This is a genomic window from Streptomyces sp. NBC_00028 (assembly GCF_045041065.1).
Classification (GTDB): domain Bacteria; phylum Actinomycetota; class Actinomycetes; order Streptomycetales; family Streptomycetaceae; genus Streptomyces.
Map to the genome: position 1 here is coordinate 1815536 of NZ_CP108293.1, position 20481 is coordinate 1836016.

At 70.0% G+C, this 20481-nt stretch carries 17 protein-coding genes; 4 read left to right on the forward strand and 13 right to left on the reverse strand.

From position 1 onward, the window contains the following. Positions 1-50: 50 nt before the first annotated feature. Entirely contained in the window at positions 51-1307 is a 1257-nt protein-coding gene (gene frc / locus OG885_RS07960) for a formyl-CoA transferase (protein WP_405728170.1), read from the reverse strand. A gap of 50 nt (positions 1308-1357) precedes the next feature. Next, a complete protein-coding gene (oxc, locus tag OG885_RS07965) occupies positions 1358-3106 on the reverse strand; it encodes an oxalyl-CoA decarboxylase (RefSeq protein WP_405728173.1) in 1749 nt (582 codons plus the stop codon). A gap of 256 nt (positions 3107-3362) precedes the next feature. Between oxc and OG885_RS07970 the strand changes: the two genes are divergently transcribed. Continuing rightward, on the forward strand, positions 3363-4934 hold the full coding sequence (locus tag OG885_RS07970; RefSeq protein WP_405728176.1) for a FadD7 family fatty acid--CoA ligase: 1572 nt from the start codon (positions 3363-3365) through the stop codon (positions 4932-4934). A 3-nt stretch (positions 4935-4937) separates the two neighbouring features. Here OG885_RS07970 and OG885_RS07975 read toward each other — a convergent pair whose 3' ends face one another. The 5 genes from OG885_RS07975 to OG885_RS07995 form a co-directional block, all read right to left on the reverse strand. Then, positions 4938-5882 carry a LysR family transcriptional regulator gene (locus OG885_RS07975; protein WP_405728179.1) on the reverse strand — a complete coding sequence of 315 codons (945 nt, stop codon included), beginning with the start codon at positions 5880-5882 and terminating at the stop codon, positions 4938-4940. Positions 5883-6006: 124 nt separating this feature from the next. Then, the gene (locus OG885_RS07980) at positions 6007-6219 is read right to left on the reverse strand and encodes a formate dehydrogenase subunit delta (RefSeq protein ID WP_399966933.1); all 213 of its coding nucleotides are present in this window, start codon (positions 6217-6219) and stop codon (positions 6007-6009) included. A 1-nt stretch (position 6220) separates the two neighbouring features. Next, entirely contained in the window at positions 6221-8989 is a 2769-nt protein-coding gene (gene fdhF, locus OG885_RS07985; RefSeq protein ID WP_405728184.1) for a formate dehydrogenase subunit alpha, read from the reverse strand. Next, positions 8986-10599 (reverse strand): formate dehydrogenase beta subunit, encoded by a 1614-nt coding sequence (locus tag OG885_RS07990; protein ID WP_405728187.1) that lies wholly within the window; start codon positions 10597-10599, stop codon positions 8986-8988. The genes fdhF and OG885_RS07990 overlap by 4 nt, the downstream gene beginning before the upstream one ends. 2 nt (positions 10600-10601) lie before the next feature. After that, entirely contained in the window at positions 10602-11075 is a 474-nt protein-coding gene (locus OG885_RS07995; protein WP_405728190.1) for an NAD(P)H-dependent oxidoreductase subunit E, read from the reverse strand. Positions 11076-11305: 230 nt separating this feature from the next. Here OG885_RS07995 and OG885_RS08000 point away from each other — a divergent pair, with 230 nt between their 5' ends. Beyond that, entirely contained in the window at positions 11306-11995 is a 690-nt protein-coding gene (locus tag OG885_RS08000; RefSeq protein ID WP_405728193.1) for a GntR family transcriptional regulator, read from the forward strand. A 27-nt stretch (positions 11996-12022) separates the two neighbouring features. Here the strand turns inward: OG885_RS08000 and OG885_RS08005 are convergent, their stop codons facing one another. Further along, complete coding sequence (locus tag OG885_RS08005; protein WP_405728196.1) at positions 12023-12826, reverse strand: acyl-CoA dehydrogenase family protein; 804 nt, start codon at positions 12824-12826, stop codon at positions 12023-12025. 143 nt (positions 12827-12969) lie between these two features. On the opposite strand from OG885_RS08005, the gene OG885_RS08010 reads away from it, so the two are divergent. After that, positions 12970-13677, forward strand: a complete 708-nt coding sequence (locus tag OG885_RS08010) for a GntR family transcriptional regulator (protein ID WP_405728199.1) — start codon at positions 12970-12972, stop codon at positions 13675-13677. Here the strand turns inward: OG885_RS08010 and OG885_RS08015 are convergent. From OG885_RS08015 to sucC, 5 genes are all read right to left on the reverse strand, one after another. After that, a complete protein-coding gene (locus tag OG885_RS08015; RefSeq protein WP_405728202.1) occupies positions 13651-14148 on the reverse strand; it encodes a beta-class carbonic anhydrase in 498 nt (165 codons plus the stop codon). The genes OG885_RS08010 and OG885_RS08015 overlap by 27 nt on opposite strands. Next, on the reverse strand, positions 14148-15377 hold the full coding sequence (frc, locus tag OG885_RS08020) for a formyl-CoA transferase (RefSeq protein ID WP_405728205.1): 1230 nt from the start codon (positions 15375-15377) through the stop codon (positions 14148-14150). Before frc (OG885_RS08020) ends, OG885_RS08015 begins: the two co-directional genes overlap by 1 nt. A 104-nt stretch (positions 15378-15481) precedes the next feature. After that, positions 15482-17038 (reverse strand): aldehyde dehydrogenase family protein, encoded by a 1557-nt coding sequence (locus tag OG885_RS08025; RefSeq protein ID WP_405728208.1) that lies wholly within the window; start codon positions 17036-17038, stop codon positions 15482-15484. Between the two features lie 62 nt (positions 17039-17100). Beyond that, a complete protein-coding gene (sucD, locus tag OG885_RS08030; RefSeq protein ID WP_405728211.1) occupies positions 17101-17985 on the reverse strand; it encodes a succinate--CoA ligase subunit alpha in 885 nt (294 codons plus the stop codon). Positions 17986-17996: 11 nt separating this feature from the next. Then, positions 17997-19127, reverse strand: a complete 1131-nt coding sequence (sucC, locus tag OG885_RS08035) for an ADP-forming succinate--CoA ligase subunit beta (RefSeq protein ID WP_405728213.1) — start codon at positions 19125-19127, stop codon at positions 17997-17999. A 117-nt stretch (positions 19128-19244) separates the two neighbouring features. Between sucC and frc (OG885_RS08040) the strand changes: the two genes are divergently transcribed. After that, positions 19245-20477, forward strand: coding sequence for a formyl-CoA transferase (gene frc, locus OG885_RS08040; protein WP_405742641.1), 1233 nt, complete (start codon positions 19245-19247; stop codon positions 20475-20477). The last annotated feature ends 4 nt before the right edge of the window (positions 20478-20481 follow it).

The window sequence follows — 20481 nt, forward strand, 5'->3', positions numbered from 1 at the left end:
AGTGGGGGCCGTTGCCCGCAAGGCAACGGCCCCCACTCAGTTGTCCGTACCTACACGATGACGCCGCTCTCCTTCAGACGGCCGATGGTCTCCTCGTCGTAGCCGAGTTCGACCAGGACCTCGGAGCTGTGCTCGCCCAGCAGCGGGGCGCCGGTGATGTCGGGCTTGAAGGAGGAGAACTTCACCGGGCTGCCCACGGTGAGATAGGTGCCGCGTTCCTTCTGCTCGACCTCGACGACCGTGCCGCTCCTGCGCAGGTCCTCGTCGTAGGCGATCTCCTTCATGCTCATCACGGGGGCGCAGGGCACCTCCCATTCGCGCAGGATGTTGACCGCCTCGTACTTGGTCTTGTCCGCGAGCCACTTCTCGATCTCACCGAAGATCTCGAAGATGTGCGACTGGCGGGCGCGCGCGGTGGCGTACTCGGGGTCCTCGGCCCACTCGGGGTGGCCGATCACCTCGGCGGTGCGCTTCCAGTTCTGCTCCTGGACGGTGAAGTAGATGTACGCGTTCGGGTCGGTCTCCCAGCCCTTGCACTTGAGCACCCAGCCGGGCTGGCCGCCGCCGCCCGCGTTGCCGCCGCGCGGGACGACGTCGGTGAACTCGCCGTTGGGGTACTGCGGGTACTCCTCCAGGTGGCCGACCCGCTCCAGGCGCTGCTGGTCGCGCAGCTTGACGCGGCAGAGGTTGAGGACGGCGTCCTGCATGGAGACGGAGACCTTCTGGCCCTTGCCGGTCTTGTTGCGGTCGATGATGGCGGTGAGGATGCCGATCGCCAGGTGCATACCGGTGTTGGTGTCGCCGAGGGCGGCGCCGGAGATGGTCGGCGGGCCGTCCCAGAAGCCGGTGGTGGAGGCGGCGCCGCCGGCGCACTGGGCGACGTTCTCGTAGACCTTGAGGTCGTTCCAGGACGACTGGTCGTTGAAGCCCTTCACCGAGCCGAAGATCAGGCGCGGGTTGAGTTCCTGGATGCGCTCCCAGGTGAAGCCCATACGGTCGAGGGCGCCCGGCGCGAAGTTCTCCACCAGGACGTCGGCGTCCTTGATGAGCTTCTCCAGGACCTCCTTGCCCTCGGCGGTCTTGGTGTTGATGGCGAGGGAGCGCTTGTTGCTGTTGAGCATGGTGAAGTAGAGGGCGTCGAGGTCCTCGATGTCCCTGAGCTGACGGCGTGTCACATCGCCGCCGTTGGGGCGCTCGACCTTGAGGACGTCGGCGCCGAACCAGGCGAGCATCTGTGTGCAGGCGGGACCGGCCTGGACCCCGGTGAAGTCGATCACCTTGATTCCGGCGAGCGGCTTTTCACTCATGTCTGCTTCCTTTTCGTGAAGTTACGCGGTGTAGGCGGTGGTCCAGGCGGTCACTTCTTGGCCGGCGTGATGTTGCCGACGGTGATGCCCTTGGGGTTGAGGTGCGAGATGTGGCCGCTCTCGGTGCCTGCCGAGGGGTCGATGACGCAGTCGATGAGCGCCGGGCCGCCGGAGGCGAGGGCCTCGGTGAGGGCGGCGGTGACCTCGGCGGGCGTGGTGGCGCGGTAGCCCTTGCCGCCGAACGCCTCGATGAGCAGGTCGTGGCGGGCCGCCGACATGAGGGTGGTGGGCGAGGGGGCGTCGTCGTACGGGTTGGTGTCGTCGCCGCGGTAGACGCCGCCGTTGTTCATGATCACGGTGACGACCGGGAGCCGGTAGCGGCAGATCGTCTCGATCTCGATGCCGCTGAACCCGAAGGCGCTGTCGCCCTCGACGGCGACGACCGGCTGTCCGCTCTCGACGGCGGCGGCGATGGCGTACCCCATGCCGATGCCCATGACGCCCCAGGTGCCGCTGTCGAGGCGATGGCGCGGTACGTGCATGTCGATGACGTTGCGCGCGATGTCCAGGGCGTTGGCGCCCTCGTTGACGAGGTACGTCTCCGGACGGGCGTGGATGACGTCGCGTACGGCCTTCAGGGCGCCCATGAACTGCATGGGATGCGGGTCGGCGGCCAGGCGCTGGGCCATCTTGGCGACGTTCTGCGCGGAGCGTGCCCCCAGTTCGTCGCGCCAGGCCGAAGGGGCCTGGATCTGGCCGGGCTTGGTGCGTTCGGCGAGGGCGTCGAGCACCGACTCGATGTCGCCGACGAGCGGGGCGGCGATGGGCTGGTTGCTGTCCATCTCCTTGGGGTCGATGTCGATCTGGACGAACTTGGCGTCCGGGTTCCAGCCCGCCTGGCCGTGGCCGAGGAGCCAGTTGAGGCGGGCGCCGATCAGCATCACGACGTCGGCCTTCTTCAGCGCCAGCGAGCGGGCGGTGGCGGCCGACTGGGGGTGATCGTCGGGCAGCAGGCCCTTCGCCATCGACATCGGTACGTACGGGATGCCCGTCGACTCGACGAACTCCCGTACCTTGTCGTCCGCTTGGGCGTAGGCCGCGCCCTTGCCGAGGACCACGAGCGGGCGCTCGGCGGAGGCCAGCAGCTCGATCGCGCGGTCCACCGCCTCCGGCGCCGGGAGCTGGCGGGGCGCCGGGTCGACGAGACGGCTCAGGGTGCGGTCGCCCTCCTCCTTCGGCAGGATGGCGCCGAGCACCGCGGCGGGGATGTCGAGATAGACACCGCCGGGCCGCCCGGAGATCGCGGTGCGCAGGGCGCGGGCGATGCCGCGGCCGATGTCCTCGACGCGGCTGACGCGGTAGGCGGCCTTGACGAACGGCTGGGCGGCGGCGAGCTGGTCCATCTCCTCGTAGTCGCCCTGCTTGAGGTCGACGAGGTGGCGCTCGCTGGAGCCGGAGATCTGCACCATCGGGAAGCAGTTGGTGGTCGCGTTCGCGAGGGCGACCAGACCGTTGAGGAAACCCGGTGCCGACACCGTCAGGGCCACGCCCGGCTTCTTGGTGAGGTAGCCGGCGGCGGCCGCCGCGTGTCCGGCGTTGCTCTCGTGCCGGAAGCCGATGTAGCGGATGCCCTGGGCCTGGGCGAGACGGGCGAGGTCGGTGATCGGGATGCCGACGACCCCGTAGATGGTGTCGACGTCGTTCATCTTGAGCGCGTCGACGACCAGGTGGTACCCGTCGGTGAGCTCGGTCGGCACGTCGGCTGCTGCCGCGGTCTCCTGTGTCGAGGGGGCGGTCATGGTCCGGGGTCCTCCTTGGGCAGGTCCTGCCGGTGCGGCTACTCCTCTCACCATCCGCAGCGCGTTCGTCCCCGTCCAAGACCCATCGGCGACCAGCCGATAAGCAACTTCTATCGAGAGCCGCCGAAGGGCCTCGCAACTCCCTTGATAGAGGTCCGTTATCGACCGTTCGGCAGTGCGTATTGGACGCCCGGCGAGGGCCGCCGCAGGCTCGCAGAGGACTGTTCCGTCGGACCTGGCGCTAGGGGGTGGGGTCATGGCCGCTGTGGTCGCGGCATCCGTGCGCGGCGCGGGCCGGTACCGGCCTCCGGCACTCACCGGGCTCGTCGATCTCCTCGACCGGCAGGTCCAGGAACGTCCCTTCGCCCGGGCCCTCGTCGTCGGTGGCGGGCGGGTGCATCTGTCCTACCGTGCGCTCGCCGGGCTGGCCGACGACCTGGCCGCCCGGCTCTGTGGGGCGGGGCTGGGGCGGGGCGACGCGGTCGGGGTGCTCTCCGCCAACACCGCCGAGTTCGTGGTGGCGTTGCTCGGTGCGGCACGGGCCGGGCTGGTGGTCGCGCCGCTCGACCCGGCGCTTCCGGCGTCCCAACTCTCCGCGCGGATGGAGGCATTGGGGGCGCGAGCGGTCCTTGCGGGGCCGCCGGTGACCGAGGTCCGGCTGCCCGTTCCTGTCTGGCCGCTGCACGTGGCTGTCTCGCGAGCCGGTTCGGCGTCGGTCGCGCTGGCCCCCGGGCACGCGCCGCATGTGCGGGGCGCCTCGGCCGAGTTGTCGGGTGATGACGCCCTCGTTCTCTTCACCGCCGGGACCACCGCCCTCGCGAAGATGGTTCCGCTCACCCATGCGAACGTGACGGCATCCGTCCAGAACATCTGCGCCACCTACGAGTTGGGTCCCGGCGACGCGACGGTCGCGGTGATGCCGTTCTTCCACGGGCACGGGCTGTTCGCGGCGCTGCTGTCGTCGCTGGCGAGTGGCGGCTGTGTGCTGTTGCCCGAGAGCGGGCGGTTCTCGGCGGGGACGTTCTGGGACGACATGCGGGCCGTGGCCGCCACGTGGTTCACCGCGGTCCCGGCCATTCACGAGATCCTGCTGGACCGGTCCGAGCAGGAGTACCCGGGGCCGCAGGCGCCGCCGCTGAAGTTCGTCCGCAGTTGCAGCGCGCCGCTCAACACGGCGACGCAGCGGGCGTTGGAGCGGACGTTCGGCGCGCCCCTGCTCTCCGCGTACGGGATGACGGAGTCCTCCCACCAGGCCACCAGCGAACCCCTCCCCGGGCGGGGAGAGTTGCGGCAGGGGTCCGTCGGCCGGCCGACCGGGGTCGAGGTGCGGGTCGTCGACCGCGACGGACGCGCCTGTCCCGCGGGTGTGGAGGGTGAGGTGTGGGTGCACGGCCCCACCGTCGCCCGTGGCTATCTCGCCGACCCGGACGAGTCGTCGTACAGCTTCGTCGGCGGGTGGCTGCGTACGGGGGACCTCGGCACGCTGGACGAGGACGGGTACCTGTCGCTGACCGGGCGGATCAAGAACCTCATCAACCGGGGCGGGGAGAAGATCGCGCCCGAGCATGTCGAGGACATCCTCGCCGGGTGCCCGGGGGTGGCGGAGGCGGCCGTGTTCGCCGTACCGGACGGGACGTACGGGCAGCTGGTGGGTGCGGCCGTGGTGGTGCGGGACGGTGACGTCGGGGTCGCGGAGATCCTGCGGTACTGCCGGGACCGGCTCGCCGCGTTCGAGGTGCCCGACCGGGTCGAGGTGGTCGCCGCGCTGCCGTACACCGCCAAGGGAGGGCTGGACCGGAAGGCCGTACAGGCGCGGTATGCGCCGTGAGGGTCAGGGGACCGCGCGTACCAGGGGCTCGGTGGTCGGGAGGGGGCGGGCGAAGACGTCGTCCAGGGCCAGGCCGGTCGCCGCGTTGACGAAGGCGCGGGCGGCTACCGAGCCGGGGGTGCCCGCGTGGATCGCCACCGAGACCTGGGCGCCGGCCGCCGGGTCCACGAGGGGCAGGGCCCGGGTCCGGCCGACGACCGGCATCGCCCGCAGCCAGGTGTGCGGCACGATGCTCGCCCAGCCGCCACCGCCCACGTGTGCGTAGAGGGAGGCGATCGAGTCCGTCTCGATCTGCGGGGTCACCACGAACCCCTTCTCGGCGAAGACGGTGTCGACGATCTGCCGGATCCGCATGTCGGGCGTCAGCATCGCGAGCGGCAGCTGGGCCGCGTCCGCCCACGAGACGGTGGCGGACTGGGCGACGGGCTGGTCGTCGGAGACCAGCAGCATGTACCGCTCCTGGTAGAGGGGGACGACCTGGAGACCCTCCTGGTCGCCGGGGTCGAAGTGGGCGATGGCCACGTCGAGTTCGAAGTCCCGTAGCTGGCGGTGGAGTTCCTTCGTCGACAGCCGCGAGCGGACCTGCACCTTGGCCAGCGGGTGGGCCGCGCAGAACGCGGCGACGGGCAGCGCCAGGGTGGTGGACGCCGTGGGGTCGGTGCCGAGCCGCAGCGTGCCGGTGATGCCGGACTGTACGGCGGCGACCTCGGCCTTGAAGGCGTCCTGCTCGGCGAGGATCCGCTTGGCCCATACGACGAGACGCTCGCCCTCCGGGGTGAGGCCCTGGTAGGTATGGCCCCGGTTGATCAGCGTGACGTTCAGCTCCCGCTCCAGCTTGGCGATCGCCGCAGAGAGCGCCGGCTGCGACACGAAGCAGGACTCGGCCGCCCGGGCGAAGTGCCGTTCCCTCGCCACCGCCACGAAGTACTCAAGCTGCCGGAACAGCATGAACGACTCCTCTCTCGCCGGGCTAACCCGGGGGCTGTAGACGGTCGACGCAGATACTGTATGCAGTATCCGTTCGACGTGTACAGGCCCCGGGCACGCCGGGGACGAGGCCGCGGGCACGTGCTCAGCGCAGCAGCTTCACCGCGGCGACCACCAAGGGGTCAAGACCCTCCGCACCGGCGTCGGCGTACGCGTGCAGCCGGGCGCGCATCCGCGGGTCCCAGAACCGGCCGATGTGGCCCGCGATCTCCTCGGCGGCCCGTTCCGGTGGCAGGTGCCTCAGGTTCCTGGCGATGTCGTTGGCCATTCGCTGCTCGGACGGCACGGTCGCGGTCATCTCAGGCCCCCGCCGTCGCGAGGCCCACCTGGACGGCGGTCACCTTGTACTCCGGGCAGTTGGTGGCCCAGTCGGAGTTCTCGGTGGTCACGACGTTCGCGCCGGTCACCGGATGGTGGAAGGTCGTGTAGACGACCCCGGTCGGCATCCGGTCGGAGATCTCCGCGCGCAGAGTGGTCCGGCCGACCCGGCTGGCCAGGGTCACCATGTCACCGTTCTTGATGCCGCGGTCCTCCGCGTCATGCGGATGCAGTTCCAGGATGTCCTCGGGGTGCCAGGCGACGTTGCCGGTACGGCGGGTCTGCGCGCCGACGTTGTACTGGCTGAGGATGCGGCCGGTCGTCAGGACCAACGGGAAGCGGCGGGTGCTGCGTTCGTTGGTCGGCACGTACGAGGTGACCACGAACTTGCCCTTGCCGCGCACGAATTCGTCCACGTGCATGATGGGCGTGCCCTCGGGGGACTCCTCGTTGCACGGCCACTGGACGCTGCCCAGCTTGTCGAGCAGTTCGAAGGAGACGCCGGTGAACGTCGGGGTGACGGCGGCGATCTCGTCCATGATCTGGCCCGGGTGGTCGTACGCCATCGGATAGCCCATGGCGGTGGCGATCTCGCTCACGATCTGCCACTCGTGCTTGCCGGTCTTGGGCTTCATCACCGCGCGCACGCGGTTGATGCGGCGCTCGGCGTTGGTGAAGGTACCGTCCTTCTCCAGGAACGAGGCGCCGGGCAGGAAGACGTGCGCGAACTTGGCCGTCTCGTTGAGGAACAGGTCCTGGACGACGACGAGTTCCATCGCCTCCAGGGCGGCGGTGACATGCTTCAGGTTGGGGTCGGACTGCGCGATGTCCTCGCCGTGCACGAACAGGCCCCGGAAGGTGCCGTCGATGGCCGCGTCGAACATGTTGGGGATGCGAAGTCCCGGCTCGGCAAGGAGGGTTCCGCCCCAGAGGTTCTCGAAGACGGTGCGCACCGCGTCGTCCGAGACATGGCGGTAGCCGGGGAGCTCGTGCGGGAAGGAGCCCATGTCGCAGGAGCCCTGGACGTTGTTCTGGCCGCGCAGCGGGTTCACGCCGACGCCGTCGCGGCCGATGTTGCCGCAGGCCATCGCGAGGTTGGCCATTCCCATGACCATGGTCGAGCCCTGGCTGTGCTCGGTGACACCGAGGCCGTAGTAGATGGCGCCGTTCGGCGCGGTGGCGTACAGCCGGGCGGCGGCGCGGAGTTCGGCGGCCGGTACGCCGGTGATCTCCTCGACCGCCTCGGGACTGTTCTCGGGGCGGGCGACGAACTCGGCCCAGTCGTCGAAGCCTTCGCAGCGGGCGGCCACGAAGTCCAGGTCCACCAGCCCCTCGGCGACGACGACATGGGCCATGGCGTTGACCACCGCGACATTGGTGCTGGGCCGCAGCTGGAGGTGGTGCTCGGCCTCGATGTGCGGGGAGCGGACCAGGTCGATGCGGCGGGGGTCGACCACGATGAGCTTGGCGCCCTCGCGCAGCCGGCGCTTCATGCGGGAGGCGAACACCGGGTGACCGTCGGTCGGGTTGGCGCCGATGACCATGATGACGTCGGCCTGCGCGACCGAGCGGAAGTCCTGGGTGCCCGCCGACTCGCCGAAGGTCTGCTTGAGGCCGTATCCCGTCGGGGAGTGGCAGACGCGGGCGCAGGTGTCGACGTTGTTGTTGCCGAAGGCGGCGCGGACCATCTTCTGGACGACGTACACCTCTTCGTTGGTGCAGCGGGAGGAGGTGATGGCGCCGACCGCGCCCGAGCCGTGCCGGTCCTGGATCTCGCGCATCCGGCGGGCGACCGTGCCGATCGCCTCGTCCCACTCGACCTCGCGCCACGGGTCGGTGATGCGGTCACGCACCATCGGCTTGAGCTTGCGGTCGGGGTGGGTGGCGTAGCCGAAGGCGAAGCGGCCCTTCACACAGGAGTGGCCCTCGTTGGCGCCGCCGTCCTTGTACGGGACCATGCGCACGAGTTCGTCGCCGCGCAGCTCGGCCTTGAAGGAGCAGCCGACACCGCAGTAGGCGCAGGTGGTCACAACGGACCTGGTGGGCATGCCGAGTTCGACGACCGAGCGCTCCTGGAGCGTGGACGTCGGGCAGGCCTGCACGCAGGCGCCGCAGGAGACGCACTCGGAGTCCATGAAGGACTCCCCCGCACCCGGCGAGACCTTGGAGTCGAAGCCGCGTCCCTCGATGGTGAGCGCGAACGTGCCCTGGACCTCACCGCAGGCGCGGACACAGCGGGAGCAGGCGATGCACTTGGCCGGGTCGAAGTCGAAGTAGGGGTTGGAGGTGTCCTTCTCGGCGTCGAGGTGGTTGGCGCCCTCGTAGCCGTAGCGGACCTGCCTGAGGCCCACCACGCCCGCCATGTCCTGGAGTTCGCAGTCGCCGTTGGCGGGGCAGGTGAGGCAGTCGAGCGGGTGGTCGGAGATGTAGAGCTCCATGACGCCCTGGCGGAGCTTCTCCACCTTCGGCGTCTGGGTGCTCACCTTCATGCCGTCGGAGCAGGGGGTGGTGCAGGAGGCCGGGGTGCCGCGGCGGCCGTCGATCTCGACCACGCACAGACGGCAGGAGCCAAAGGCGTCCAGGCTGTCGGTGGCGCACAACTTGGGTATGTCGACGCCCGCTTCGGCCGCGGCGCGCATCACCGAGGTGCCCTCGGGGACGTTCACCGGCAGGCCGTCGATCTCCACCGACACCGTTGCCGGGCCGGGCTGTCGGGGTGTTCCGTAGTCTGGTTCCTTGAGAAGGCTCATGCCGTGCCCTCCGTCCTCACGCCAGTCGTGTTCACGGGTTGGATCTCCAGGAGTCGACGGCCGCCGAGGAAGTCGTCGGGGAAGTGGGCGAGGGCACTGCGCACGGGCATCGGGGTCAGCCCGCCCATGGCGCACAGGGAGCCGTCGGTCATCAGGTCGCAGAGGTCCTCGAGGAGGGCGAGGTTCTCGTCGCGGTGCGTACCGGCGACGATCTTGTCGATCACCTCGACGCCGCGTACCGCGCCGACCCGGCAGGGGGTGCACTTGCCGCAGGACTCCTCCGCGCAGAACTCCATCGCGAAGCGGGCCTGCGCCGCCATGTCCACGGTGTCGTCGAAGACGACCACGCCCCCGTGCCCGAGCATCGCACCGGCCTCGGCGAACGCCTCGTAGTCCATGGGCAGTTCGAACTGCGACTCCGGCAGATAGGCGCCGAGCGGCCCGCCGACCTGGACGGTGCGAACGGGGCGTCCGGTGCGGGTGCCGCCGCCGTAGTCCTCGATCAGCTCGCGCAGCGTGATGCCGAACGCGGTCTCCACGATGCCGCCGCGCGCGATGTTGCCGCCGAGCTGGAAGACCTGGGTGCCGCGGGAGCGGGCGACGCCGAGGTCCTGGTAGGCCTGGGGGCCGTCGGCGAGGACTATGGGGACCGTGGTGAGGGTCAGGACGTTGTTCACCACGGTCGGTCTGCCGAACAGGCCCTCGATCGCCGGGATCGGCGGCTTCGCCCGGACCATGCCGCGCTTGCCCTCCAGGCTCTCCAGCATGGAGGTCTCCTCGCCGCAGATGTACGCGCCGGCGCCGACGCGTACGTGCAGGTCGAAGTCGAGCGCCGAACCGAGGATGCCCCGGCCCAACCAGCCCTGTTCGCGGGCGCGTTCGATGGCCTCGCGCATCGTGGCGATGGCGTCCGGGTACTCGGAGCGGATGTAGAGGTAGCCCTCGCTCGCGCCGACGGCGTGGGCGGCGATGGTCATGCCCTCGATGAGCAGGAACGGGTCGCCCTCCATGACCATCCGGTCGGCGAAGGTCCCGCTGTCGCCCTCGTCGGCGTTGCAGCAGACGAACTTCAGCTCGTCGGCGCAGTCCAGGACCGTCTTCCACTTGATGCCGGCCGGGAACCCGGCGCCACCGCGACCGCGCAGGCCCGACGCGGTGACAGCGGCGACGACGTCGGCGGGGGCCATGTCGAGGGCGGCGCGGAGTCCCTTGAGGCCGCCGTGTTCGACGTAGTCGGTCGGGGAGAGCGGGTCGGTGATGCCGACCCGGGCGAAGGTGACCCTCGTCTGCCGCGCCAGCCACGGGAGTTCGTCGACGAGGCCGAGCCGCAGTGGGTGGTCCGCGCCGTCGAGCAGGCCGGCGGCGAGGAGACCGTCGACGTCCTCGGGGGCCACGGGGCCGTAGCCGACGCGACCTCGCGGGGTGACCACCTCGATCACCGGCTCCAGCCAGAGCATGCCGCGCGATCCGTTGCGTACGACGTCGATCGCGAAGTCGCCGCGTACGGCGGCGCGTTGAAGGGCGGCGGCGACTTCGTCCGCGCCGACGGAGCGGGCCGCCGAGTCGCGGGGGACGTAGACCACGGCCGCGGAGTGGGAAGCGTCGCTCATCGTCACACCGTCCCGTTGAGGATCGAGCCCAGGCGGGCCGGGCCCACCCGTCCGTACAGTCGTCCGTTCGCCTCCACGGACGGTCCCAGTGCGCAGTTGCCCAGACAGAAGACCTGCTCGACGGTGACCGAGCCGTCCGCCGTGGTCTCGCCGAGGGTCAGTCCGGCCTCTCGCGCATAGCTCACCAGACCGTCGGCGCCCAGTGCCTGGCAGGCCTCGGCGCGGCAGATGCGGACCGTGGTGCGGCCGGCGGGCTCACGGCGGAAGTCGTGGTAGAAGGTCACCACTCCGTGGACGTCCGCCCGGGAGAGGTTGAGTTCGTCGGCCAGGACCGGGACCGCTTCCTGTGGCACATGTCCCAACTCGGCCTGTAGGGCGTGCAGTACGGGCAGCAGCGCGCCGCGTTGACCCCGGTGGTCGGCCACCACCCTCCGGACCACGCTCTCGACCGTCACATCACTCCCGCTGGTCGTCATGATCGCTTCGCCTTCCGTGACACGGGTCCCCGGCGAGGGCTGCAGGAGACTGAGACAATACCTCATACAGGCTTCTGTATACAGACGACAGTTGGAGGAAACTGCGGCTCGCGGCAGGCGACCGATCGATGGTCTACAGGCCACGCCATGTTGCATACCAAAACCTGTATCCTGCACCTGCCGTCGCCAACTCCGGCGGCCGCTCCTTTCGACGGTAGAACAGGACGACCATGCGCGAGGCACTCACGGCTGCGGCGACCCGGCGCGTCACCCGCCCGGCACCACTGCGCCAGGCCGTGTACGAGGCCCTGACCGAGCTGATCGTCAACGGCTCCCTCAAGCCCGGCCAGCACCTGGTCGAGGCCGAGCTCGCCGAGCATCTCGGGGTCAGCCGCCAGCCGGTGCGCGAGGCCCTCCAGCGGCTCCAGACCGACGGCTGGGTCGACCTGCGGCCCGCCCAGGGTGCCTTCGTGCACTCCCCCACCGAGGAGGAGGCGGCCCAACTCCTTGGCGTCCGCGCGGTCCTGGAGACCTACTCGGCGCAACTCGCCGCCCGGAACGCCAAGCCCGAGGACGTCGAGCGCCTCTGGGAGCTCCACCAGGAGGGCGTCGACGCGCTCGCCGAGGGTGACGTCGAGCGGCTGGTCGCCGCCAACACGGCCCTGCACTCCTTCATCACCTCCATGGCCGCCAACGACGTGCTCGCCGAAATGCTCGGTCAGGTGGGCCAGAAGGTGCGCTGGTACTACACCCCCATCGCCAAGCCCCGCGGCAAGGAGGCCTGGAACGAGCACAGCCAGCTCATCAAGGCCGTCGCCAAGGGGGACGCGGACCGGGCGGGCGAGGTGATGCGCAAGCACGCCGAGCGCACGGCCGACTTCTACCGCAAGCAGTTCGCCGCCAAGGCGGACCGGGGCTGACACAACTCGCCGCCTTTCTGAGCGAGTTCAGGACGAGGCCAAGGAGGCGGCCCGGGGAGCCGTGACGCCGACGCCCCGCGAAGCCTCACCTCCCGTACTCCACGCGGCCCGTAGCTCGCGCAGCCACGGCAGGGCCGTACCCCGCACGATGTCGAGCCCGGAGCCGTCCGCGCCGAGCATCGCGTCGGCGGGGACGAGGACCGGGTCGGCGCACACCGTGGACGTCCCACTGCCGTACGGCCCCGCACCTTGGGGCCTGGCCGGCACGAACAGGTCAGGGGCGTGCGCCGGAACACCCCACAGCGTGAGACCGTCAGACGTGGCGAGCGGACGCGAGGACCACACATAGCTGTCGGCCTCCCCGGCCGCCACCACCCGGTGCTTACGGCCCCGCAGCGCGACGACGTCACCGGACCGGACGGCACTGGAGTGCGGCGCGAGCAGGTCGCCCTCCCCCTGCGCCTCCCCCTGTGCCGCCCCCTGCGCCTCCGTCTCCGCGAGGGCGAGGCTGCTCAGATGGCGGCCGGCCGCGATCTCCGTACGCACCCACGAGCCGCCGTACGCCTCGATCACGGCGACCGCCGCGTAGTGGGACCCGAGCACAGCCGCCACAGCCGGGCAGACGCGCGCGGTACGGGCCACCACCTCGGCGGCCTCCGGCAGCCCCTGTCCCCCGCCGCCGTACGACGTGGAGACGGTGAGCCCCAGCAGCCGGGCCCGCCCGAGAGCCGTCACCGCGGCACGGGGGAACCGGCCCCGCACGGCGGCCAGTTCGGCGGCCGGGGCGACAACGCTGGTCAGGACTTCTGAGAGAGCGGTGCGGTACGACACGGGGCGACCCCCTCGGGGTGGCTGTTGGACCACTGTTGGACTACTGTCGATCGATGATTGCATACAGTATTCTGCATCCGTATCCCGGCACCAGAGGTCGGGACGGGAAATTCCTTGTCACTTCCACGAGGGAGAGAGGGCCCATGCCCGACACACCCGCCGTGACAGCCCGCGGCCCCATCGCGCGACCCGCACCGCTCCGCCAGGCCGTCTACGACGCCCTCACCGAGCTGATCATCAACGGCTCCCTCAAGCCCGGCCAGCACCTCGTCGAGGCCGAGCTCGCCGAGGAACTCGGCGTCAGCCGCCAGCCGATCCGCGAGGCGCTGCAACGACTCCACACCGCCGGCTGGGTGGACCTGCGCCCCTCACAGGGGGCCTTCGTGCACTCCCCCACGACCGAGGAGTGCGCCCAACTCCTCAGTGTCCGAGCCCTGTTGGAGACCCGCTCGGCGCGGGACGCCGCCCGGCACGCCACCGCGCGCGACGTCACCCGGCTGTGGGAGCTCCAGCAGGCCGGCCTCACCGCCCTCGCGGCCGGGGACGCCCGCGCGATCGTGGAGGCCAACGCCGACCTCCACGGACACATCACGCTCCTGTCCCGCAACGCGGTCCTCGCCGAGCTCATCCCGCAGGTCGATCGCCGCGTCCGCTGGTACTACATGCCGATCGCCAAGCCCCGCGGCCAGGACGCCTGGAACGAGCACGCCCTGATCATCCAGGCCATCGCCGACGGCGACCCCGACCTGGCCGAGGAACTGATGCGCCGGCACACCCGGAACACGACGGACTTCTACTGCGAGCAGATCGCCGCGGTGACGGGGTCAGCGCGGCGGGTCGACCTCATGTAGCCGACCCGTCTTCACGTCGAAGACGAAGCCGCGCACGTCGTCGGTGTGCAGCAGGAACGGGTTGGTGCGCACCCGCTGCATGGACTGCCGTACGTCCTGGTCGACGTCCCGGAAGGACTCCACGGCCCAGGCCGGGCGCTGGCCGACCTCCATCTCCAGCTCGGTGCGGAAGTCCTCGGTGATCGCCTCCAGACCGCAGCCGGTGTGGTGGATCAGGACGACGCTACGGGTGCCCAGCTTGCGCTGACTGATGGCCAGGGACCGGATCACGTCGTCGGTCACCACCCCGCCCGCGTTGCGGATGGTGTGGCAGTCGCCGAGCTCCAGACCCAGCGCTGCGTGCAGATCGAGACGGGCGTCCATGCACGCCACGACCGCCACACCCAGTACCGGCCGGGCGTCCATACCCGGGTCGGCGAACCCGGTCGCATAGTCCCGGTTGGACTTCACGAGCTGGTCGGTGACCGACATCAGATCACCCCCTGCGTCTTGAGCAGCGGCAACTCGCCCAGGGTCAGGCCGAGTTCACCGATGTAGATCTCCTCGTTGTGTTGGCCGAGGAGGGGTGAGGGGGTGATGTGGGTGGGTGAGTCGGAGAGTTTGAGGGGGTTGCCCACGGTGGTGTAGGCGCCGCGTTCGGGATGCTCGACGGTCACGATCATGTCGTTCGCGGCGAGTGAGGCGTCCTCGATGATCTCCCTGGTCGACAGGATCGGCCCGCAGGGAATGTTGTGCGCGTTCAACAGCTCCAGCACCTGCCACTTGGGCAGGGTGATCGTCCACTCCTCGATCAGCTGGAACATCTTCGCCAGCTTCGGCAACCGCGCCTGAGGGGTCGCCCATTCGGGATCCCCGGCCAGCTCAGGACGGCCGATCAACTCACTGAGCGGCTGCCAGCCGACCGGCTGGACGATGACGTACACATAGTCGTTGGGCCCGCCCGGAGCACACCGCACCGCCCAGCCCGGCTGACCACCTCCCGAGGCGTTCCCGGAACGCGGGACCTCGTCCCCGAAATCATCGTTCGGGTACTCGGGCAGCGGGCCGTGCGCGAGGCGCTGCTGGTCACGCAGCTTGACCCGGCACAGGTTCAACACCGCATGCTGCATCGCCACGTTCACCCGCTGGCCCCGCCCGGTGTGCTCCCGCTGCAACAGCGCCGCGAGAATCCCGGCGACCGCGTGGACACCGGTACCGGAGTCACCGATCTGCGCACCCGTCGCCATCGGCGGCCCGTCCGCGACCCCGGTCGTCGCCATCGACCCGCCCATCGCCTGCGCCACCACCTCATACGCCTTGAAACCGGTGTACGGGCCCTCCCCGAAACCCTTGATCGAGGCATACACGATCCGTGAGTTGATCTCCCTGATCCGCTCCCACGTGAACCCCATCCGGTCCACCGCCCCCGGCCCGAAGTTCTCCACCAGTACGTCGGAGCGCCGGATCAGCTCGGTCAGGATCTCCTTGCCCCGCTCCGTCTTCGTGTTGAGCGTGATGCTGCGCTTGTTGCAGTTCAGCATCGTGAAGTACAGCGAATCCACATCTGGGACGTCCCGCAACTGCCCACGCGTGACGTCCCCGCCGGGTGCCTCCACCTTCACCACGTCCGCCCCCAGCCACGCCAGCAACTGCGTCGCCGACGGACCCGACTGCACATGCGTCATGTCCAGGACGCGGACACCCTCAAGAGCCATCGTCATCTCGCCACCCCATCCCTATTCGTTGTGCATATTGCATACCGGCAGAGAGTCGTGTTCGTCGCTGCCCGGGCGGCGCCCTCGCGGGGCGCCGCCCGGGGTGTGCCTCACGGCATCAGCTGGTACTCCGGGAAGTTCCCGGGGAGGCGTTCGTCCGCGGGGCCCTGGGTCACCGCGCGCACCAGCAGCTCACCGCCGACGAACGCGCCGCGCCAGGACGCGCCGAAGCCGCCGAACAGTTCGTCGCGGTCGCCGCGGGACCGCGGCTTGCCGTGGCCGACCTTGAAGGCGCGGATCTGGGGTGCGAGCCGGTCGAAGGTCGACTGGTCGTCCGTGGACAGGGTGGCGACCAGGGCGCCGTTGGAGGCGTTCATGGCGGCCAGCAGCTCGGCCTCCGTGTCGACGAGGACGATGGTGTCGACCGGCCCGAACGGTTCCGCGTGGTGCAGCGGGGAGGACGGGGGCGGGTTGAGCAGGGTGACGGGCTGGACGTAGGCCGAGGTGTCCTGGCCGGGCAGGAAGCGGGCCTCATCGGGCGCGCCGCGGTGCAGCGGGACGGCGCCCCGGTTGATGGCCTCGGCGATCTGGTCGTGCAGTTCCTTGGCCTTGGCCGCGTTGATGACCGGGCCGAAGTCCAGGGCCGGGTAGGGATCGTCGGCCCGGGCCACGGCCAGCGGGTGCCCGACGCTCAGCGAGCGCACGGCCGGGAGGTACGCCGCGAGGAACTCGTCGAACAGCTCGCGCTGGACGACGAAGCGCGGGTACGCGGTGCAGCGCTGCTTGCCGTAGTCGAAGAGCTTGGGGATGACGGTCGTGAGCGTGTCCCAGTCCGAGTAGTTCCAGATGCCCCAGGTGTTGAGTCCTTCCTGTTCGAGGATGTGCCGCTTGCCGAGGTCGGCGACGGCCGTGGCCACGGCGGCGCCGGTGTCGCGGCCGCCGACGAAGGAGACGCAGCCGATCTCGGGCGCCTTCACCAGCGCCTCCGACAGCTCGCCGCCGCTGCCGCTGACGAGGGTGACGGGGATCCCCTCGCGGGCGGCGAGGGCGCAGGCCAGGGTGAGACAGGCGACGCCGCCGTCGGTCGGGGTCTTGGCGATGACCGCGTTGCCCGCCAGTGCCTGGACCAGCAATGCGTGAACGAGCACGCTCATCGGGTAGTTCCAGCTCGCGATGTTGGACACCGGGCCGTCCAGCGGGGCCCGGCCCTCGACCATCGGCTCGATGCCGTCGACGTACCAGCGCACCCCGTCGATGGCCCGGTCGACGTCGGCCTGGGCGAGCCGCCAGGGCTTGCCGATCTCCCAGACGAGGAGGAGGGCGAGGAGCTCGCGGTGCTGGGTGAGGGCGTCGAGGGTGGCCGCGACACGGGCCCGGCGCTCGGCGAGCGGGATGTGCCGCCAGGCCCGGTGCTGGTCGAGGGAGGCGCGGACGGCCTGGTGGGCGGCGTCCCGGTCGAGGCGGGGCGGCCCTGCGATGGGGCTGCCGTCGACGGGGCTGGTGGCGGGCAGCGCCCGGCCGTCCGCCTGCCAGGCGGAGTTCCAGAGGTTGAGGACGCGGTCGTCACGGAACGCCTCGGGGGCGACGGCGAGGCAGCGCTGCCAGGCGTCGTCCCAGGTCGTACCGGACTTCACCACGAGGGGGGTGGAGTTGAGGGTGGATGTCATGCGATGTCTCCGCTCTCGGTGCACAGTCGGGGGCGGGGGGCGAGATGTACGAGGATTGAGTGTCAGTGGCTCGTCGCGAGCCGGGTGAGCACCAGACGGGCCGTCTCGGTCGGGGTGTCTCCGACCTGGACGCCGACCGCCTCCAGGGCCGCCTTCTTCGCCTGCGCCGTGCCGGAAGAGCCGGACACGATGGCGCCCGCGTGGCCCATGGTCTTGCCCTCGGGCGCGGTGAAACCGGCGATGTAGCCGACGACCGGCTTGGTGACGTGGTCGCGGATGTAGGCCGCGGCGCGCTCCTCGGCGTCTCCGCCGATCTCCCCGATGAGCACCACGAGTTCGGTGTCGGGGTCGTCCTGGAAGGCGGCCAGGCAGTCGATGTGGGTGGTGCCGACGACGGGGTCGCCGCCGATGCCGACACAGGTGGAGAAGCCGATGTCGCGCAGCTCGTACATGAGTTGGTAGGTGAGCGTGCCCGACCTGGACACCAGGCCGACGCGTCCTGACCTGGTGATGTCCGCGGGGATGATGCCCGCGTTGGACTGGCCCGGGGTGATCAGGCCGGGACAGTTGGGACCGATGATCCGGGTGCCCTTCTCCTTCGCGTACGAGGTGAAGGCGACGGAGTCGTGGACGGGGATGCCCTCGGTGATGACGACGGCCAGCCCGATGCCGGCGTCGGCGGCCTCGACGACGGCCGATTTCGCGAAGGCGGGCGGTACGAAGACGACGGTGACGTCGGCGCCGGTCGCCCGGATGCCCTCGGCGACCGACCCGAAGACAGGGACGGCCCGTTCGTCGAAGTCGACGCTCTGCCCGGCCTTGCGCGGGTTGACGCCGCCGACGATGTCCGTGCCGGCCGCGAGCATGCGCCGGGTGTGTTTCATGCCCTCGCCGCCCGTCATGCCCTGGACGAGGACCTTGGACTCCTTGGTGAGAAAGACGGCCATGCGCCGCTCCTTCAGCTGGTGTTGGCGAGTTGGGCGGCGCGGCGGGCGGCACCGTCCATGGTGGTGGCCTGCTGGACCAGGGGGTGGGCACGGCCGTCGAGGATGGCGCGGCCCCGGACGGCGTTGTTGCCGTCGAGCCGCACCACGAGTGGCTTGGTCAACTCGACTGCTTCCAGGGCCTGCACGATGCCGTCGGCGACCGCGTCGCAGGCCGTGATCCCGCCGAAGACGTTGACGAACACCGACTTCACGGCGGGGTCGGAGAGGATGACGGACAGCCCGTCGGCCATGATCCGGGCCGAGGCGCCGCCGCCGATGTCGAGGAAGTTGGCGGGGCGGGCGCCGCAGCCGGCGACCACGTCGAGCGTCGACATGACCAGCCCGGCCCCGTTGCCGATGACGCCGACCTCGCCGTCCAGCTTGACGTAGTTGAGGCCCTTCGCGGCGGCCGCCGCCTCCAGTGGATCATCGTGCGCGACGCTCTCGTCGCCCCAACGGGCCTGCCGGAAGCGAGCGTTGTCGTCCAGCGTCACCTTGCCGTCGAGGGCGAGGATCTGCCCCTGCCGGGTCCGCACGAGCGGGTTGACCTCGACGAGGACCGCGTCCTCGCGGACCAGCACCTGCCACAGCCGTACGAGGACGTCGACGGTCTGCGCCGGCAGACCGGCGGTGTCGGCGATCTCCCCCGCCTTCGCGGAGGTGACGCCCTCGAACGGGTCGATGTGGATGCGCGCGACCGCCTCGGGCCGACGTGCGGCGACCTCCTCGATGTCCATGCCGCCCTCGGCGGAGGCGATGGCGAGAAACCGGCCCGCCGCGCGGTCGAGGACGTACGAGACGTAGAACTCGTCCTCGATGTCCACGGGTTGGGCCAGCATGACCTCGCCGACCGTGTGCCCCTTGATGTCCATGCCGAGGATCTGACGTGCCGTGAGTTCCGCTGCGGGCGGGTCGGCGGCGAGCCGCACACCGCCCGCTTTACCCCGACCCCCCGTCTTCACCTGCGCCTTGACGACTGCGCGGCCACCGAGCCTGCGGGCGATCTCGCGTGCTTCCGCCGGCGAGTCGGTGACCTCCGCGCGCGGCACCGGGATGCCGTGTTCCTGGAAGAGCCTCCGGGCCTGGTGCTCGTAAAGGTCCATGATTCGGCTCCCGTCTTAAAAGTGGTGCACGACCCCTGGACATCACCCATCGGATGCGGGATAACAATCTTCATACAGTATTCGTCGACTGTATGCAATGTGCCAAGCGAGGTGACCGTGACAGCGATGGCTCTTGAGGGTGTCCGCGTCCTGGACATGACGCATGTGCAGTCGGGTCCGTCGGCGACGCAGTTGCTGGCGTGGCTGGGGGCGGACGTGGTGAAGGTCGAGGCACCCGGCGGCGACATCACCCGTCGCCAACTCCGCGACCTCCCGGATGTCGACTCCTTGTACTTCACCATGCTCAACTGCAACAAGCGCAGCCTCACGCTCAACACCAAAACCGAACGCGGCAAGGAGATCCTGACCGAGCTGATCCGGCGCTCCGACGTACTGGTGGAGAACTTCGGGCCGGGGGCGGTGGACCGGATGGGGTTCACGTGGGAGCGGATCAGGGAGATCAACTCACGGATCGTGTATGCCTCGATCAAGGGTTTCGGGGAGGGCCCGTACACCGGTTTCAAGGCGTATGAGGTGGTGGCGCAGGCGATGGGCGGGTCGATGGCGACGACCGGGGTCGCGGACGGGCCGCCGATGGCGACGGGTGCGCAGATCGGTGACTCCGGTACCGGTGTCCACGCGGTCGCCGGGATTCTCGCGGCGCTGTTGCAGCGGGAGCACACCGGGCGGGGCCAGCGGGTGAACGTGGCGATGCAGCATGCGGTGTTGAACCTGTGCCGGGTCAAGCTGCGTGACCAGCAGCGCCTCGCGCATGGTCCGCTGCCCGAGTACCCGAACGATGATTTCGGGGACGAGGTCCCGCGTTCGGGCAATGCCTCGGGCGGTGGTCAGCCGGGCTGGGCGGTGCGGTGTGCTCCGGGCGGGCCCAACGACTACGTGTACGTCATCGTCCAGCCGGTCGGCTGGCAGCCGCTCAGTGAGTTGATCGGCCGTCCCGAGCTGGCCGGGGATCCCGAATGGGCCACCCCTCAGGCGCGGTTGCCGAAGCTGGCGAAGATGTTCCAGCTGATCGAGGAGTGGACGATCACCCTGCCCAAGTGGCAGGTGCTGGAGCTGTTGAACGCGCACAACATTCCCTGCGGGCCGATCCTGTCGACCAGGGAGATCATCGAGGACGCCTCACTCGCCGCGAACGACATGATCGTGACCGTCGAGCATCCCGAACGCGGCGCCTACACCACCGTGGGCAACCCCCTCAAACTCTCCGACTCACCCACCCACATCACCCCCTCACCCCTCCTCGGCCAACACAACGAGGAGATCTACATCGGTGAACTCGGGCTGGGTGACGAGGAACTGCGGCTCCTGAAGACAAGCGGGGTGATCTGACGTG